At 47.9% G+C, this 16,084-nt stretch carries 13 protein-coding genes; 6 read left to right on the forward strand and 7 right to left on the reverse strand.

Translation table 11 applies throughout. The features are described from left to right. Positions 1 to 5: 5 nt before the first annotated feature. Positions 6 to 431 (reverse strand): ferric iron uptake transcriptional regulator, encoded by a 426-nt coding sequence (gene fur / locus G441_RS0102115; RefSeq protein WP_026374822.1) that lies wholly within the window; start codon positions 429 to 431, stop codon positions 6 to 8. A gap of 261 nt (positions 432 to 692) precedes the next feature. Between fur and G441_RS0102120 the strand changes: the two genes are divergently transcribed. Continuing rightward, entirely contained in the window at positions 693 to 2,702 is a 2,010-nt protein-coding gene (locus tag G441_RS0102120) for a methyl-accepting chemotaxis protein (protein WP_026374823.1), read from the forward strand. Positions 2,703 to 2,733: 31 nt separating this feature from the next. Here G441_RS0102120 and fldA read toward each other — a convergent pair whose 3' ends face one another. From fldA to G441_RS0102145, 5 genes are all read right to left on the reverse strand, one after another. After that, a complete protein-coding gene (gene fldA / locus G441_RS0102125; RefSeq protein ID WP_026374824.1) occupies positions 2,734 to 3,258 on the reverse strand; it encodes a flavodoxin FldA in 525 nt (174 codons plus the stop codon). 67 nt (positions 3,259 to 3,325) lie between these two features. Beyond that, complete coding sequence (locus tag G441_RS0102130) at positions 3,326 to 3,544, reverse strand: DUF2788 domain-containing protein (protein WP_026374825.1); 219 nt, start codon at positions 3,542 to 3,544, stop codon at positions 3,326 to 3,328. A gap of 76 nt (positions 3,545 to 3,620) precedes the next feature. Beyond that, positions 3,621 to 4,403 carry an alpha/beta fold hydrolase gene (locus G441_RS0102135; protein ID WP_026374826.1) on the reverse strand — a complete coding sequence of 261 codons (783 nt, stop codon included), beginning with the start codon at positions 4,401 to 4,403 and terminating at the stop codon, positions 3,621 to 3,623. Positions 4,404 to 4,460: 57 nt separating this feature from the next. Continuing rightward, positions 4,461 to 4,859 carry an H-NS histone family protein gene (locus G441_RS0102140; RefSeq protein WP_026374827.1) on the reverse strand — a complete coding sequence of 133 codons (399 nt, stop codon included), beginning with the start codon at positions 4,857 to 4,859 and terminating at the stop codon, positions 4,461 to 4,463. Positions 4,860 to 4,995: 136 nt separating this feature from the next. Beyond that, complete coding sequence (locus G441_RS0102145; RefSeq protein ID WP_026374828.1) at positions 4,996 to 6,645, reverse strand: electron transfer flavoprotein-ubiquinone oxidoreductase; 1,650 nt, start codon at positions 6,643 to 6,645, stop codon at positions 4,996 to 4,998. A 252-nt stretch (positions 6,646 to 6,897) separates the two neighbouring features. Here G441_RS0102145 and G441_RS0102150 point away from each other — a divergent pair, with 252 nt between their 5' ends. Beyond that, positions 6,898 to 7,650, forward strand: coding sequence for an electron transfer flavoprotein subunit beta/FixA family protein (locus G441_RS0102150; protein WP_026374829.1), 753 nt, complete (start codon positions 6,898 to 6,900; stop codon positions 7,648 to 7,650). Beyond that, a complete protein-coding gene (locus G441_RS0102155; protein WP_026374830.1) occupies positions 7,647 to 8,573 on the forward strand; it encodes an electron transfer flavoprotein subunit alpha/FixB family protein in 927 nt (308 codons plus the stop codon). Before G441_RS0102150 ends, G441_RS0102155 begins: the two co-directional genes overlap by 4 nt. A gap of 61 nt (positions 8,574 to 8,634) precedes the next feature. On the opposite strand, the gene G441_RS0102160 is transcribed toward G441_RS0102155, so the two are convergent. Next, a complete protein-coding gene (locus G441_RS0102160) occupies positions 8,635 to 8,943 on the reverse strand; it encodes an isoamylase early set domain-containing protein (RefSeq protein ID WP_026374831.1) in 309 nt (102 codons plus the stop codon). Between the two features lie 442 nt (positions 8,944 to 9,385). Between G441_RS0102160 and G441_RS0102165 the strand changes: the two genes are divergently transcribed. Genes G441_RS0102165 through G441_RS0102175 form a run of 3 tightly spaced genes read left to right on the forward strand, consistent with a single transcriptional unit; the run spans position 9,386 to position 15,988 of the window. Continuing rightward, a complete protein-coding gene (locus G441_RS0102165) occupies positions 9,386 to 10,612 on the forward strand; it encodes an efflux RND transporter periplasmic adaptor subunit (RefSeq protein ID WP_026374832.1) in 1,227 nt (408 codons plus the stop codon). Continuing rightward, positions 10,609 to 13,746, forward strand: a complete 3,138-nt coding sequence (locus G441_RS17720; protein ID WP_051275272.1) for an efflux RND transporter permease subunit — start codon at positions 10,609 to 10,611, stop codon at positions 13,744 to 13,746. The genes G441_RS0102165 and G441_RS17720 overlap by 4 nt, the downstream gene beginning before the upstream one ends. Positions 13,747 to 13,774: 28 nt before the next feature. Then, the gene (locus tag G441_RS0102175) at positions 13,775 to 15,988 is read left to right on the forward strand and encodes a prolyl oligopeptidase family serine peptidase (RefSeq protein ID WP_084407264.1); all 2,214 of its coding nucleotides are present in this window, start codon (positions 13,775 to 13,777) and stop codon (positions 15,986 to 15,988) included. Positions 15,989 to 16,084 lie beyond the last annotated feature (96 nt).

The following is a 16,084-nucleotide window of genomic DNA, read 5'->3' on the forward strand; positions in this document are numbered from 1 at the left end:
GCAGATCACTCTTCGTTATCACAATTACCATCGTTGCATTCACCATAGAGATAGAGGCTATGGTGAGTGAGTTTCATATTATGTTGTTTCGCCACTTCTTCCTGACGACGCTCGATTAATTCATCTTCGAATTCGATTACCTTGCCACATTTCAGGCACACCAGATGGTCATGATGTTTCTTATGGCTGATTTCAAATACCGATTTACCACCTTCAAAATGGTGTCGGTTCAGGATCCCGGCGTCATCGAACTGGTTAAGTACCCGATACACCGTCGCCAGGCCGATTTCTTCCCCCTGTTCGATTAGAATCTTATACACGTCTTCTGCACTGATATGTTGGTTATCAGGCTCTTGTAAGATTTCCAGGATCTTAAGTCGGGGTAAGGTGACTTTCAGGCCGGCCTTCTTTAATTCTTTATTTTGGTCCATCGGAATCTGTGATTGAAACATAGTGCAGCACATTATAAGTTAGTTGGCAGGATTTGAAAGCCATCGGCAGGTTTATCGGATGACTCGGTGCTCGAATGATGAATTGTTAAGCAACATCTTTTGATTTTAACTGGTCAGATGTTTACAAGGCGTTTACTATTAATGTTGTTAGGAAATATGGCGATAAATTGAAGGGAATCTAATTTCCGTTCAACCGCTGTTAATAATAAAAATAAAAAGCTAACAAATTATGGGTAGTCAATGCGCATTACGGTCGTAAATAAGAACATCGCAGGATTTGCCATCCTCGGCTGTTTATTGTTTCTTACAAGTATCCTTTCGTACTTTGGACTGGCGGACATTCGCTCTTCTGCAGTGGACGTCGTCAAAACGAAGATGCCCGTTCAATCTACCATGCTGGACGTGCAAACTGCCATTCTGAGCTTGGGGCGCATCACAGCCAATGGTTATAACGAAGATAACCTGAGCCGGCTGCAGCAGAATGAACAACGTTTCAGCAGCCTCGCCAGCGAGTTTGACGCCAGTTTCAAGACGCTTTCCACTATGATGACTGAACGTGGCCCAGGCTACACCAGTGCGGCTGAAGCCAGTCAGGCCTATTTAGCAGCCAGCCGCAGAATGTATGAACGTCGTCTGGAGCAGCTTCAGTTGGACAGCGACATTGCCGCGAAAACTACCGAGGTTATCGGCTACACCGATGAAGCCAGTGCGCTTATGCTGGATTTATCTTATCTGGAGGGCGATGAGGCAGACCTGGGGGCATTGGTGGGCACCGGTGCAAACATCGACAATAAACTTGCGCCTTTGTTTAACACCATCAAAGAATTCGTGTCAGTGAGTGATGCCGAACAAAGTCAGATCATCCAGGAAGATTTACGCTACGCGGTAAGCAATATCGAAGTGGATGCCAATTACCTGTATCGACTTGCAGAAGACGTACAAACTGACGGGATTGTAGATGCTTTCCGTGAGCAGTATGCACTCATGAACGACGGGCTGACCGGTGACAATGGCCTGCTGGAAATGCAGGCCCAAAAAATTGATCTGGTGGCGCGCGCTGCTGAACAAAAACAACTGGCCGATACTGCGCTCGAAGAGGCCATTGAAGCATTAAGTACCATATATAATAACATCAACGCAGATACGCTCAGCGGCCAGCAGGCCATTATGGACGCGGTGCAGGCAAACATCGTTAAAAGTGTGATCATTGCGTTTATCGGTCTCGCTGCGGTCGGGGTATTAGGTGTGCTGTCGGCCCGCAGCATTGCAGTGCCACTGGCGAGAATTAACAACGCGCTGAGTAGTCTTGGTGAGGGTGACCTAAGCCGCCAGGCTAAAGTGACCGGAGATGATGAATTTACCGACCTGTCGAAAAGCGTGAATAGTCTGGCGCAAAGTTTACATCAGCTTATCAGTGATATTGCGGGCCAGGAAAAGCAGCTGGAAGACGCCACCAGGTTGAGTGTTCAGTGCGGCGAGCAAAGCCTGGAGCAGGTAGAGCTTCAGCAAGAGCAAATCAACCAGATCGCTCGCAATACCCAGACGATCCGTGAGACCAGTCAAAGCAACGTTGAGCAAATTAACACGTCCAGCGAACAGCTCGCGCAGGTTACCGCGCAGAGTAAGCAAGTTGTCATGCAGGTGCAATGCAGCCGAGAGCAGGTGGAGACGCAAGCCAATCAGGCAGAAGCATCAGCTCAGATCATCGATCGGCTTGATCAGAACAGCCGCAATATTGGCGGCATTCTGGACGTCATTAAAACCATTGCTGAGCAAACCAATTTGCTGGCATTAAACGCGGCGATTGAGGCGGCACGTGCCGGTGAACAGGGCAGGGGATTTGCCGTCGTAGCGGATGAAGTGCGCACGCTGGCAAATCGCACCCATGATTCGACCGAAGAAATTGAACAGATGATTGGCTCACTGCAAAAAGATGCCAAAGAAGCGGTAGAGGCTATTTCACTCGGTAAAAAGCAGGCACTTGAGAGCGTCGAGGTTATTCGCCAGGTTAATCAACAGGTCGACAGTATTACAGAGATCATCACTGGCTTGAGCGAAATCAACCAGCGCATCGTGATGGATACTACCGAACAGGACAAACTACTGCAGACAATCTCAGACAGTTTACAACGCGTCGTAGAATTGGCGGGAGAAAGTGCCAAGTCGACAGAACAATCTAATCAGGCAACTCAGCAAATCGACCAGCTCAGTGAGCGACTGCGGATCGCTGTTGACCGATTCAAGTTATAAAAAAGCCGCCCTAGGGCGGCTTGTCACGTAATTATGCCAATTCAGATAAACACATTTCGTCGTATATTTGTTTGCACCAGGCTTTAACGCGTTCATCGGTAAGCTCTGGTTGGCGGTCCTCGTCGATTCCCAGACCGACAAAGTGGTCATCGTCAGCGAGCCCTTTTGAGGCTTCGAAATCATAGCCTTCTGTTGGCCACTGACCGACCAAAATCGCACCGCGAGGTTCGACGATGTCTCTGATCATGCCCATCGCATCGAGGAAGTACTCAGCGTAGTCTTCCTGGTCGCCACAGCCAAAAATTGCCACTAATTTATCCGTGAAATCAAGCTCTTCCAGATCAGGAAAAAAATCGTCCCAATCGCACTGTGCTTCGCCATAATACCAGGTAGGAATGCCAAACAGCAGAAAATCATACTTGGCTATGTCTTCTTTGCTGCTCTTTGCGATATCAAACACATCGACCAGATCTTTGCCGAGTTCCTTTTGGATCATCTTGGCAATATGCTCTGTGTTTCCCGTGTCACTTCCGAAAAAAATGCCTACGCTTGCCATAATCTTAATTACCTACCTAAAACCTTATCAATACTACGATGAAATTCTTATCAACGATGTCTTTGGATCACACACCGCTCGTTTCATAAAAAAATTGGATGATCCCCTTGGCGACAAATCCCGCCGCACCAAGTGCCAGCACTAAATACGCCACGGCTCGTCCAAGCATAGGAACGTTATTTTTTTTGAGCACATCGTGGATAGCAAAACCCATTAAAAAGAACAGACCGAGTAACGCAAGGTTTAACGCTAACGCCTCTATCTGTTCATAGTTTTCCTGTAGCACGTTTTTTACTCAAGTCGCTAAAAAAATTGGCGCGGACTATAGCATATTCTCGCGCCTGAGGGCATGTTCGACTGACTTAATTGCTTAAAAAATCATCGACAATACGGTTGAACACCTGCGGTTTTTCCGCATGTAACCAGTGCCCGGTCCCTTGAATGATTTTTGCCTTACTTCGCGGGAAGCGTTTGGCGATTTCCTCGCGATGCTCTGCGGTAATGTAGTCTGAATGTTGTCCTTTGATAAACAACACGTCGCCGGAGAAAGGTGGATTATCATCAATTGCACCAATCAGTTTACTGTAATCTTTTTCCAGGGTGGAAAGGTTGAAGCGCCACTGCCATTTCCCTTCCTCCTGGTAAAGGCTTTTCAGCAAAAATTGTCGGGTGCCTGGTTCACGAACATATACCGATAACATCTCGTTAGCGTGCTGGCGGCTCTGTAGTGCGTCGAGGTCGACGTTACGCAAGCCCTTGAAAACATTATCATGTCGCGGCGTGTAGTTAACTGGGGCTATGTCGGCGACTACCAACTTGTCGAGCACGTCTGGATGTTGCATGGCAATTTGCATACTGATTTTGCCGCCCAGAGAATGGCCGACCAAATGACAGCGATTGATGCCAACGTGCTCAAGGGTCGCAATGATTCGTTCGGCATATTCCTCGAAGCTGAACTGCTCAGTGTGCGCAGATTTTCCATGATCGGGAAGATCGATACTGAGCACTCTGAACTTTTCTTGCAGATGGCGTCTGAGCATTGTCAGGTTATCGAGGCTGCCGAAAAGCCCGTGAATTAGAGTTACCCAAGGGGCGTCCTCTATTCCTGGCTGCTGATCACTGACAAGGTAATTGAGTATGGACATTCAGTTTGATTCACCGGTGCAAAAAGACGGTGCGGTGGAGTTTAACTCCACCGGTGCTTAGATTCGATAATCGTCCAGGCTATGCCCATTCGCCAGGGCATCGGCATACACTCGTGGCATGCGGCCAATACCTGTCCATGGATGTTCATTTCCATCCTTATCTTTCAGCACATATTTTACCGGTCTTTTTTGACCAATCCGTTTATTCTTTTTAGGCAATTCAAGTGCTTTAAGGTCGTCTAAATCTAGACCAGCTTCTTCTATTTGTTGTTTTATCGCTTCAAGCTTGGCATGTTTTTGCTGCTCTTCACGCTGCTTTTCTTCGAGCTTTTTACGTCTGTAATCAATAATGCGGGCTAATTTCTCTGCGCAATCTTCCAGTTCTTCAATACTTAATTCTTTAACTGCGCCTTGTAATTTTCTTCCGTGAGTAAAGATGTCTAAAAATTCACTCATATAATTGTTACCTATTCAAAATTATTGCTGCAAAGTTATAGGGGCAATTATTCATTTAATCAACTGCAGAAGTAAATTAAATTTATACAAATAGTGTCGATATAAAAAAGCCCGGATTGACCGGGCTTTTACAGAATTACATATTTGGATAATTGGGGCCGCCCGCGCCCTCTGGCACCACCCAGGTGATATTTTGTGACGGATCTTTAATATCACAGGTTTTACAGTGGACGCAGTTTTGTGCGTTTATTTGTAACCTGGGTTGGTTAGCATCATCTTCGACTATTTCGTACACACCTGCGGGACAATAGCGCTGTGCGGGTTCGTCAAATTTCGCCAGATTGACTTTGATTGGTACCTCGTTATCCGTTAACTTCAGATGGCAAGGTTGGTCTTCTTCATGGTTGGTATTAGACAAAAATACTGAAGACAGTTTATCAAAACTTAACACGCCGTCTGGTTTCGGATAATCGATTTTTGTTGTTTCAGATGCGGGTCGTAGTTGCTCATGATCCTTACTTGAATCCGTCAGGTTAACGCCCATTTTTCCGTTGAATAAATTTTGCTCAAGGGTGTTATAGGCACCGCCCCAGAAACTACCAAATTTATGCATCGCCGGACCAAAGTTGCGTGCCCGGTATAATTCATCATAAAGCCATGATTGTTCAAATTTCGTAGTAAAATCCGTCAGCTCAGCAGGCGCACTCTCACCTTGCTGCAAGGCTTCAACAATGGCCTCTGCTGCCAACAGCCCAGATTTCATCGCGGTGTGATTGCCCTTAATTTTCGCGAAATTTAACGTGCCGGCATTACAACCCACCATCAGGCCCCCCGGGAAAATCATTTTCGGCAGAGAGTTCAACCCGCCTTTGGCAATGGCTCTGGCACCATAAGATACGCGCTTGCCGCCCTTCAGGTATTGGCTGATCACAGGGTGATGCTTGAGTCGTTGGAATTCATCGAATGGTGACAGGTGAGGGTTGCTGTAGTTCAAATCGACAATCAACCCAACCAGGATCTGATTGTTCTCAGCATGATAAAGGTAGCTGCCGCCCGTCGCATCGCTCAAGGGCCAACCGCCTGTGTGGACGACAAGGCCTTCCTGATGTTGCTCTGCGGGCACATCCCAAATCTCTTTAAAGCCAATTCCGTAGTGCTGTGGTGATTGTCCCTCGTCTAGCTTGAACTTTCTTATTAGCTGTTTACCCAGGTGTCCACGACACCCTTCGGCAAATACGGTGTATTTGGCGCGTAGTTCCATGCCCGGCATGTAACCATCTTTTTGTTCGCCATTTTCGCCAACACCCATGTCGCCGGTGAGGACACCCGCAACACGACCGTCATCGTCATAAAGTACATCAGCTGCGGCAAACCCCGGGAAGATTTCAACTCCAAGCTGTTCTGCCTGCTCAGCTAGCCAACGACAGACGTTACCCATACTGACAATGTAATTACCGTCATTGTGCATGGTTTTCGGCGTGGCAAAGTTTGGCAGCCTGGTGGCGTTTTGCTCATCTTTCAGAAGGTAAATGTGATCTTCGGTTACCTTGGTGGTAATCGGCGCGTTACGTTCCTGCCAATCCGGAAAGAGTTCATCCAAAGCACGGGTCTCAAATACCGCGCCGGACAGAATATGGGCACCTACCTCGGACCCTTTCTCAACAACGCATACCATCAATTCCTGCTCATTTTGCTGAGCCAGTTGCATGATCCTGCAGGCCGTCGACAGTCCAGCTGGACCGGCCCCGACGATCACTACATCAAATTCCATCGATTCTCGTTCCACTGAACCCTCCTAACGTTTACGGTGTACAACTAATAATAACGCTCTATACGTATAAAATACTTGATTAGGTGCTTATAGAGAACTATTGATTAAACGAATAATAAAGCGGCCTAAAAAACGCTAAATTAAAACGCCTGTATGAACTCAAGGTTAATTACGGTTGACGTTAACGTCAACTGTCAGTACATTGCGCAGCGGTTAATAATCTGTAAACCCAGCGTAAAACTTTCTTCCCGCTGAAATGAGGTGATTATGAAGATACTCGTTCCGGTCAAACGTGCCATCGACTACAACGTTAAGGTGCGCGTCAAACCAGATAATACCGGTGTTGATCTGACCAACGCCAAAATGTCGATCAATCCGTTTTGCGAAATTGCGGTAGAAGAAGCCGTTCGTTTGAAAGAAAAAGGGGTGGCAACTGAAATCGTTGCTGTGTCTATCGGTGACAAAGCGGTGCAGGAGCAACTTCGTACTGCGTTGGCGCTCGGTGCGGATCGCGCCATTCAGGTTGACACTGACCTTGCACTCGATTCATTGCAAGTTGCTAAATTGCTGCAAAAAGTGGTTGAGGAAGAGCAGCCAGAACTGATTATCCTCGGCAAGCAATCCATTGATTCAGACAATAACCAGACAGGGCAGATGCTGGCGGCGCTTACTGGCATGCCACAGGGGACATTCGCATCTGAAGTCAGTGTTGAAGACGGCACCGTCAGTGTAACGCGTGAAATCGACGGTGGTCTGCAAACCGTAAAGTTAACCCTGCCCGCAGTAGTGACGACTGATTTGCGTTTGAATGAACCGCGCTATGCGTCTTTGCCAAATATTATGAAAGCTAAGCGCAAGCCATTGGATGTTAAAGCCGCCGGTGATTATGGCGTATCGCTGGAATCAAATGTAAAAGTTGTCAAAGTTACACCACCGGCACAACGCGAAGGCGGTGTGAAAGTGGCCGACGTTGCCGAGTTAGTGGATAAACTGAAAAATGAAGCAAAGGTGATTTCATGACAGTACTTGTTTACGCAGAACACGATAATCAACAGCTTAAGGGCGAAACAGCCAAGCTCGTTAATGCGGCAAAACAGATGGGCGAGGAGATCACCGTGCTGGTTGCCGGCGAGAATTGCGCCGCAGTTGCTGAGCAGGCAGCGTCACTATCAGGTGTGAGCAAAGTATTGGTTGCAGATAACGCTGTTTATGCCAATCAACTTGCTGAAAACATTGCCGATCTTGTGGTTAAACTGAGCGAAGGCTACACCCATATTCTGGCGGCCGCGACGACTACGGGCAAAAACTTCATGCCTCGCGTTGCCGCGTTGCGCGATGTTGCTCAAATCTCTGACATCATTGGTGTGGAAAGTGACGACACTTTCGTACGTCCTATCTATGCTGGTAACGCGATTGCCACTGTGCAGTCTTCTGATTCGGTTAAAGTCATCACCGTTCGCGCCGCGTCGTTTGATGCTGTGGGTTCAGACGGCAGTGCATCCGTTGAAGCCATTGATGAGGCGATTACCTCTGAAAAGTCCAGCTTTGTATCTGCAGAGCTGACTGAATCTGAGCGCCCGGAACTGACTGCAGCAGAAGTGGTCATATCTGGTGGCCGTGGTATGCAAAATGGTGAAAACTTTAGCTTGCTAGAAGGCATCGCAGACAAATTGGGTGCAGCTATCGGTGCATCCAGAGCTGCAGTTGACGCAGGCTTTGTGCCAAACGATATGCAGGTTGGCCAAACCGGTAAAATTGTCGCACCACAGTTATATATCGCTGTGGGAATCTCAGGTGCAATTCAGCACCTGGCAGGTATGAAAGACTCAAAAGTTATTGTTGCTATCAACAAAGACGAAGAAGCCCCAATATTCCAGGTTGCAGACTACGGTCTGGTTGGTGATTTATTCGATGTATTGCCAGAGCTGGAAAATGCGCTGTAAACAGCGTCTCGCTTAATAAAAATAAAAAACGCCATCAGCTGATGGCGTTTTTTTATAATTATTATACTCTCACAACGGAATTATCATCGAACGAAACTGGCGAAGTCACATAGGCATCTGCGTCCCAGTCATTCTCCCAGTCTGTATCGTTTAACAAATAGCGGAACTGATACGCTTTATCTTTCTCTAGCTCAACCGTTTGCGTAAAGCCGCCGTTCTTCAGCTTTTTCATCTCGCTGCTTTCTACATCCCAGTCATTAAAATCACCAACCAGCTTTACTGACTCGGCTTGTTTAGATTGTTCTTTGGTCAGTTTGAAGGTGACCTTACAAACCGGCTTACTTTTCAGATACTGTTTTTTCAAACTCATGATATGCCACTCCGCGTGTAATTAAATTACATAAACTGTGCGTATTATAACCAGAAAAAGCCTGCTAAGCGCAATAGATGTAATAAAATAACCAAAAATGCCTGTTTGTGGTGCGCGCAGCAGAATAAATGCATTAATAGTGATCAAAATCGATCTTCTGCACATACCAGCAACTTAGATAAAATACTCGTCATTTCAGGCGCTTACTTAAGGACTGAAGATGACTTATGAAAATGGGAGCCGTCTGTGCTGCAAAATTGTGCAATAAAGGTTTGAGTTCACGTTTCGGGTAAGCGTGCAATGAATTACGCAGGTATGCATCAATTCATGTTGTAAAAAGTAACAATATTAATGGTTTTTAAGCTGTCATAAGTCGTTACAATGTAAAAATAATTACACGTCAACACCGGCGCTGCTTAAGCGTGGAATCCAGGAAGATAATATGAAACGGTTGTTAGTTAAGGCGGGCATACCGCTGGTCATCATTCTTGTGGCGATAATACTGGCGGCAGTCATGATTGCCAGTCGTAAACCACCGGAAACCAATGAAGAGCCAGAGCGTGCCTTTTTAGTTGAAGCCAAGCAGGTTCAGCAACAAAACGTGCAATTTAGCATCGCCTCGCAGGGTACTGTCGTGCCGCGCATTCAGACCATGCTGAGTACTCAGGTGAGTGGTGTTGTGGTGAGCGTCTCTGACACCTTTATCGAAGGGGGGATGTTCAAAAAGGGGGATGTGTTACTGCAATTGGAGCAGGATGACTATCTCACGGAAGTGAAAGCAGCGGAAGCCGACTTAGCCAGAGCGCAGGCTGCGCTTGATGAAGAGATTGCCAGAAGCAGGGTGGCAGAAGAGGAATGGCGCTCGGTGTCTTCTAGCGCACCGCCTGAATTAGGTCTGCGCAAACCTCAGTTGGCCAGAGAAGAAGCCAATGTAAAAGCGGCCGAGGCTCGGCTTGAAAGAGCGCGGCGGAATTTACAGCGTACAACAATCCGTGCGCCATACGACGGGTTAGTCAGACAGGTAAACGTCGATCTCGGTCAATTTGTTACCACGGGTACGCAACTTGGGCTGGTCTTTAACACGACAGTAGCGGAAGTACGTATCCCGCTCACTGACAGTGATTTGGCATTTTTACGTTTGCCTGAGCACAGCGAGCAACAGGCTAATGTCACGCTCAGTACCAAAATTGCCGGAAAAAATGTGAATTGGCAAGGCAAGCTGGTGCGCAGCGAAGGCGTGCTGGATGAAAGAAATCGTGTGATTTATGCCGTGGTTGAAGTTTCAGACCCTTATCAACGCAATGAAAATGCAACTGGCACACCATTAAGGTTTGGGCGCTTTGTCAATGCTGATATCAAAGGCACGAGCATGGACAACCTGATTGTCTTGCCCAGGAACGTGCTACGACTGGATGGCACCGTGTTGGTCGTAGAACAGGACAGAACGCTACGTATTCAGAAAGTGGATATTGTTCGTTCAGACCCTGAGTTTGTTTACATCGCCAGCGGTCTCGAACATAACGATATGGTGACGGTCAGTGCTGTACCTAATGCCTATGATGGCATGAAGGTGCGTCTACCATCAGATGAGCCAGACACGCCTGAGCCGGCAGACAAGGACAAGCCAGACAATTCCACCACCATTGCCAGTGCTGGAGATAATGTATGAGCCGAATCGATACACACCGTGGGGTGATTGCTTGGTTTGCGCGTAACTCTGTGGCCGCAAACCTGCTGATGTGGATCATTATAGTGGGCGGGGTCTTTGCCGCCTTTACGATCCAAAAACAGGTCTTTCCGAATTTTGAGTTTAATCAGATCACTGTGCGCGTACCTTACCTCGGTGCGGCACCACAGGAAGTTGAGGAAGGCGTTGTACTGAAAATTGAAGAGGCGATAAAGGATCTTGATGGCATTAAGAAGATCACGTCTCTGGCGAATGAGGGAATGGGAACGGTCAATATTGAAGTTGAAGAAGAATACGACCCGCAAATACTTCTCGACGAAGTAAAAGTACAAGTTGATGCCATCCCCAGCTTTCCTGCAAATACGGAAAAGCCCATTGTTTATCGCCAAAAGCCGCAACAGGATGTGTTGTGGATATCCGTATATGGCGATGCATCTGAACGTGAACTCAAAGAAATGGCAAAACAGCTGCGTGATGATATCGCCAACTTGCCAGGCATCTCACAGGTTCAGGTTGTGGGTGACAGAGATTACGAAGTCTCTGTTGAGCTGTCAGAGCGGCGCTTACTCGAGTATGGACTGACATTTTCAGAAGTCGTCGCCGCAGTACGCAGCAGCTCAGTTGACCTGCCGGGTGGTGCAATTAAATCTGACAATGGCGACATTTTGCTGCGAACCAAGGGCCAGGCGTATACCGGTTACGACTTTTCTCAATTGGTGTTGTTTACTCGTCCAGATGGTACCCGACTATTACTCGGCGATGTAGCAGACATTCGTGATGGCTTTGTTGAGAATAATCAGTTCGCGCTGTTCGACGGTAAACCTGCAATCAGTATTCGCGTGATGGCCGTTGGCGATCAAAATGCACTGGAGATCTCCGAGCGCGTCAACGCCTATATTGATGAAATCAGACCTGAAATGCCTGGTAATATCTCTGCAGACACCTGGGGAGACTCGTCTTTTTATCTGGCCGATCGTCTGAATATGATGATCGAAAATATGGCGATGGGCGCGTTACTGGTGTTTATCGTGCTGTCGTTATTTTTAAAAATTCGATTAGCCTTCTGGGTTATCGTTGGACTGCCTGTGTGTTTTCTCGGCGCAATTGCCTTGTTACCGCAGCTTGGTGTGTCCATTAATATGCTCAGCCTGTTTGCGTTTATTTTGGTACTGGGTATTGTGGTCGACGATGCCATTATTATGGGTGAATCGGCCTATTCCGAGATAGACAGGCGTGGGCATAATATCGATTCGGTCATATTTGGCGTCAAAAAAGTCGCCATGCCGGCAACATTTGGCGTATTGACCACTATTGCAGCGTTTACACCAATGCTGATGGTGTCTGGTGTGTTTGGCATTATCTGGAAAACCATTGGTTTAGTGGTCATCGTGTGTTTGGTGTTCTCTCTGATTGAGTCAAAGTTGATTTTGCCAGCGCACCTGGCGCACATGAAAGTCACGCCCTATGACCCAAGCACAGCAAACCGTTTTCAACGATTCCGGGATATTTTTGCCGAGGGGATAAAAACCTTTATCCAAAATGTCTATGTGCCCTTTCTGCGTAAGGCAGTGAAGAACCGCTACACCACATTGGCATCGTTCATTGCCATGTTGGTACTGACCGTCGGTTTATTTGGTGGCGGGTTTGTGCGCTTTGTCTTTTTCCCTAATGTACCCAGTGATTTTATGCAGGCGTCAATCAGTATGGAGCCGGGTTCATCGCTGCAACAAAGAGACGCGGCAATGCAGGAACTTATTGATGCGTTGGCCAAAATGGACAGAGAACTGATTGATGAGACCGGCGAAGCGGTGGTTAAGCATGCCATGGCTTACGACACCGGTAATTTAAGCGGGCAAATATTCGTTGAAATGACCAAAGGCGAAGACCGCGACATGAAAGATTTTGAGATCCACCAGCGCTGGCGTGACTTTATTCCAGAAATAGCCGGGGTTCGCTCATTGTCGGTGGGCTCTCCGGGGGGGCCCGGTGGTGGTTCCGATCTGACCTTTGAATTTAGCTCAACAGATATCGCAGCGTTACAGGCGGTTACTGACGAGTTAAAACAACATTTGACGATGTTTAATGGCGTTACTGATATCAACGACAGCTTCAGTGGCGGTAGCGATGAGATACGGTTGTCTGTAAGACCTGAAGCCGAAGCGTTGGGGATCACATTACAGCAGCTGGCCCAGCAAGTCAGATTTGGCTTTTATGGAGCTGAAGCCCAACGCGTGCAGCGCGGCGATGAAGAAGTTAAAGTCATGGTGCGCTATCCACAGGATGAACGAAGCTCCGTTGGCCATTTGGAAGTCATGCGGATCCGTGCGCCGAATGGTGACGATGTGCCGTTTTCCGAGGTCGCCGATATCGAGCTGGCAGAAGGCTACAGCACGATTACGCGTGTGAATGGCTCTCGTTCTATTACCGTGACAGGTAAAGTGGATAAGTCAATGCTTGATCCGGGTGAAGTCGCCAGTGAGGTTGAGCAGGACTTTATTCCAACCCTGCTGGAACGTTACCCAACCGTCTCCTTCAAACTGGAAGGGTCATCAAGAGAGCAGGGCGAGGCAATGGTCAGCCTGGCACAGGGTTTTGTGTTTGCGTTATTTGCTATATATGCACTGATGGCAATTCCGCTTAAGTCCTACTCGCAGCCGCTTATCATTATGTCGGTGATCCCGTTTGGCATCGTTGGCGCCATTGTGGGTCACCTATTGTTAGGCCAGGCGGTTAGCGTCTTGTCACTGTGTGGCATTATTGCGTTGTCTGGCGTGGTCGTGAATGACAGTTTGATCATGGTGGATTTCGTCAATCGCGCACGAGCCGAAGGACATTCAATGCTGGAGGCGGCGTTAAGCGCAGGTAGCCAGCGATTCAGAGCCATTATCCTGACATCATTGACTACGTTTATGGGCTTGATGCCAATCGTGTTTGAAAAGAGCTTGCAGGCGCAAATCGTGATCCCAATGGCCATCTCATTGGCTTTTGGTATTTTATTCGCCACGGTGATCACGCTGTTACTGGTACCGTCTCTTTATCTGATTCTTGATGATATAAAACAGGCTCTGAACATTAAGAGCCGCGCACCACTGCACGTGCACAATGCAGAATCTTAAAAATAAAACAAACGAAAGAAGCAACAAAATGACATTGAAGAAAAATACCCTGCAAATCTGTACGCCAATAGTCGTGACTGCCGCCACTCTCATGTTGAGCGCATGTCAGCCGGCGCCAGAAAAGGCGGTTGATCCTGAAACCACTACTCAGGCCGACCATTCGGTTGCGATGATTGATTATCCGCAGACCAGGACAGTCGACGCCTCAGATACCCATTTCGGGATCGAAATCAGCGATCCTTATCGCTGGCTGGAAGATGACAGAAGCGAGGAAACGGGCAACTGGGTTGATGCGCAAAACGCGGTGACGCAGAGTTACCTTGCCAACATTCCGTATCGCGAAAAAATTGCCGACACTGTGAGTAATCTGTTGAGTTATGAGCGCTCTTCAGCGCCATTCACAGAAGGCGATTATCAGTATTTCTACAAAAATGACGGGCTGCAGAACCAGGCTGTGATTTATCGCCAGAAAGGGGACGGAGAGTCCGAAGTGTTTATCGACCCCAATCAGCTCTCAGAAGATGGCACGGTTTCTCTGTTCCAACTTAGCTTTTCAAGTGATGGATCTCTGGTGGCGTTCCAAACATCAAAAGGCGGCAGTGATTGGCGCGAAATTTTGATAATGGACACCGAGACTAAGCAATTACTCGACGAAAAGCTGGTAAATGTTAAGTTCAGTGGCATCGCCTGGTACAAAAATGAAGGGTTCTACTACTCCAGCTATGACAAGCCGGAAGGCTCTGAACTGAGTGCAATGACAGATCAGCACAAGCTGTACTATCACGAAATCGGTACACCTCAGAGTCAGGATGAAAAAGTATTTGGACACACTGACGATGAGAAGCATCGTTATGTGTGGGCTAGCGTCGGCGATGATCGCTATCTGGTTGTTCAGGCGGCGGTATCGACGTCGGGAAACCGCATGTTCGTAAAAGATCTGGAAAACCCCGATAGCGGTTTCGTAACGGTAAAAGGCTCACTCGATTCGGACGCTGACCTGTTACTGGCAAAGAATGGCAAGCTCTATCTGGACACCAATCACAATGCGCCCAATTCAAAAGTGGTGGCTGCTGATATCACAGCGCCAGCGGTCAAAAACTGGGTTGACGTGATCCCGGAGACTGAACATGTTTTGTCGGTCAGCACCGCAGGCGGTTACTTTTTTGCCGAGTATATGGTCGATGCCATTTCACAGGTAAAGCAGTATGAACTAGATGGCACATTTGTTCGCGATGTTACACTGCCAGGAATAGGCTCTGTCGGCTCTAGCGGTCGTGGATTGGGCAATGTGGGGTCGTTTGAAGGAAAAGCTGACGCGACGCAAACGTATTTCCATTTCGAAAACTACGCCACACCAACCACCATTTATCGCTATGACATCAACAGTGGTGAGAGTGAACTCGCGTTTGCCCCGGGATCGCCGTTCGACAGCAGTCAATATGTGTCTACGCAGATTTTCTATAACTCTAAAGACGGTACTCGGGTACCGATGATCATTACGCACAAAAAAGACCTTGCGTTAAATGGTAAAAATCCGACGCTGTTGTACAGCTATGGAGGATTTAACATCAGTTTACCGCCTCGTTTCAGCGATACTGTCGCAGCCTGGCTTGAGTTAGGTGGGGTTTATGCTGTTCCTAACATCCGAGGTGGAGGTGAATACGGTAAAGAGTGGCATCTGGCCGGCACGCAGATGAAAAAGCAGAACGTGTTCGATGACTTTATTGCCGCTGGTGAATGGTTAATTGATAACAACTACACCAGCAAACAATACCTGGCTATCCGTGGCGGTTCAAATGGTGGATTACTGGTTGGCGCGGTCATGACACAGCGACCTGATCTGGCACAGGTTGCATTGCCAGCTGTTGGCGTGCTGGATATGGCTCGCTACCACACGTTTACCGCCGGAGCAGGGTGGGCGTACGATTATGGTACGGTCGAACAAAGTAAAGAAATGGCAGAATATCTGCTTGGTTACTCACCGGTACATAATGTGCGAAGTGACGTGAATTATCCGGCTACGATGATCACGACGGCAGACCACGATGACAGGGTTGTACCTGCCCATTCGTTTAAGTTTGCAGCTGAGCTACAGGCCAAGCATTCTGGCCCTAACCCGACGTTGATTCGCATTGAAAAGGATGCAGGACACGGTGCGGGCACGCCGGTTAGCAAGACTATTCAGCAATACGCAGATATTTACGGCTTTACGCTGTATTCAATGGGCGTTGAGCGACTTTAGTGTTTGTCTTAGACCCCGGCCCTCGCCGGGTTGACGTATTGTTGTGCCGAGGTCATGAGTCCGAAGGCAATAAAAAACCCCGCGTTTAAAGCGGGG

Origin of the sequence: Aestuariibacter salexigens DSM 15300, from assembly GCF_000429145.1 — a bacterium.
GTDB classification, from domain to species: Bacteria; Pseudomonadota; Gammaproteobacteria; order Enterobacterales; family Alteromonadaceae; genus Aestuariibacter; species Aestuariibacter salexigens.

Coding starts and splice junctions, on each gene's coding strand:
- fur (WP_026374822.1), bottom strand. CDS start 431: ATGGACCAAAATAAAGAATTAAAGAAGGCCGGCCTGAAAGTCACCTTA.
- G441_RS0102120 (WP_026374823.1), top strand. CDS start 693: ATGCGCATTACGGTCGTAAATAAGAACATCGCAGGATTTGCCATCCTC.
- fldA (WP_026374824.1), bottom strand. CDS start 3,258: ATGGCAAGCGTAGGCATTTTTTTCGGAAGTGACACGGGAAACACAGAG.
- G441_RS0102135 (WP_026374826.1), bottom strand. CDS start 4,403: ATGTCCATACTCAATTACCTTGTCAGTGATCAGCAGCCAGGAATAGAG.
- G441_RS0102140 (WP_026374827.1), bottom strand. CDS start 4,859: ATGAGTGAATTTTTAGACATCTTTACTCACGGAAGAAAATTACAAGGC.
- G441_RS0102150 (WP_026374829.1), top strand. CDS start 6,898: ATGAAGATACTCGTTCCGGTCAAACGTGCCATCGACTACAACGTTAAG.
- G441_RS0102155 (WP_026374830.1), top strand. CDS start 7,647: ATGACAGTACTTGTTTACGCAGAACACGATAATCAACAGCTTAAGGGC.
- G441_RS0102160 (WP_026374831.1), bottom strand. CDS start 8,943: ATGAGTTTGAAAAAACAGTATCTGAAAAGTAAGCCGGTTTGTAAGGTC.
- G441_RS0102165 (WP_026374832.1), top strand. CDS start 9,386: ATGAAACGGTTGTTAGTTAAGGCGGGCATACCGCTGGTCATCATTCTT.
- G441_RS17720 (WP_051275272.1), top strand. CDS start 10,609: ATGAGCCGAATCGATACACACCGTGGGGTGATTGCTTGGTTTGCGCGT.
- G441_RS0102175 (WP_084407264.1), top strand. CDS start 13,775: ATGACATTGAAGAAAAATACCCTGCAAATCTGTACGCCAATAGTCGTG.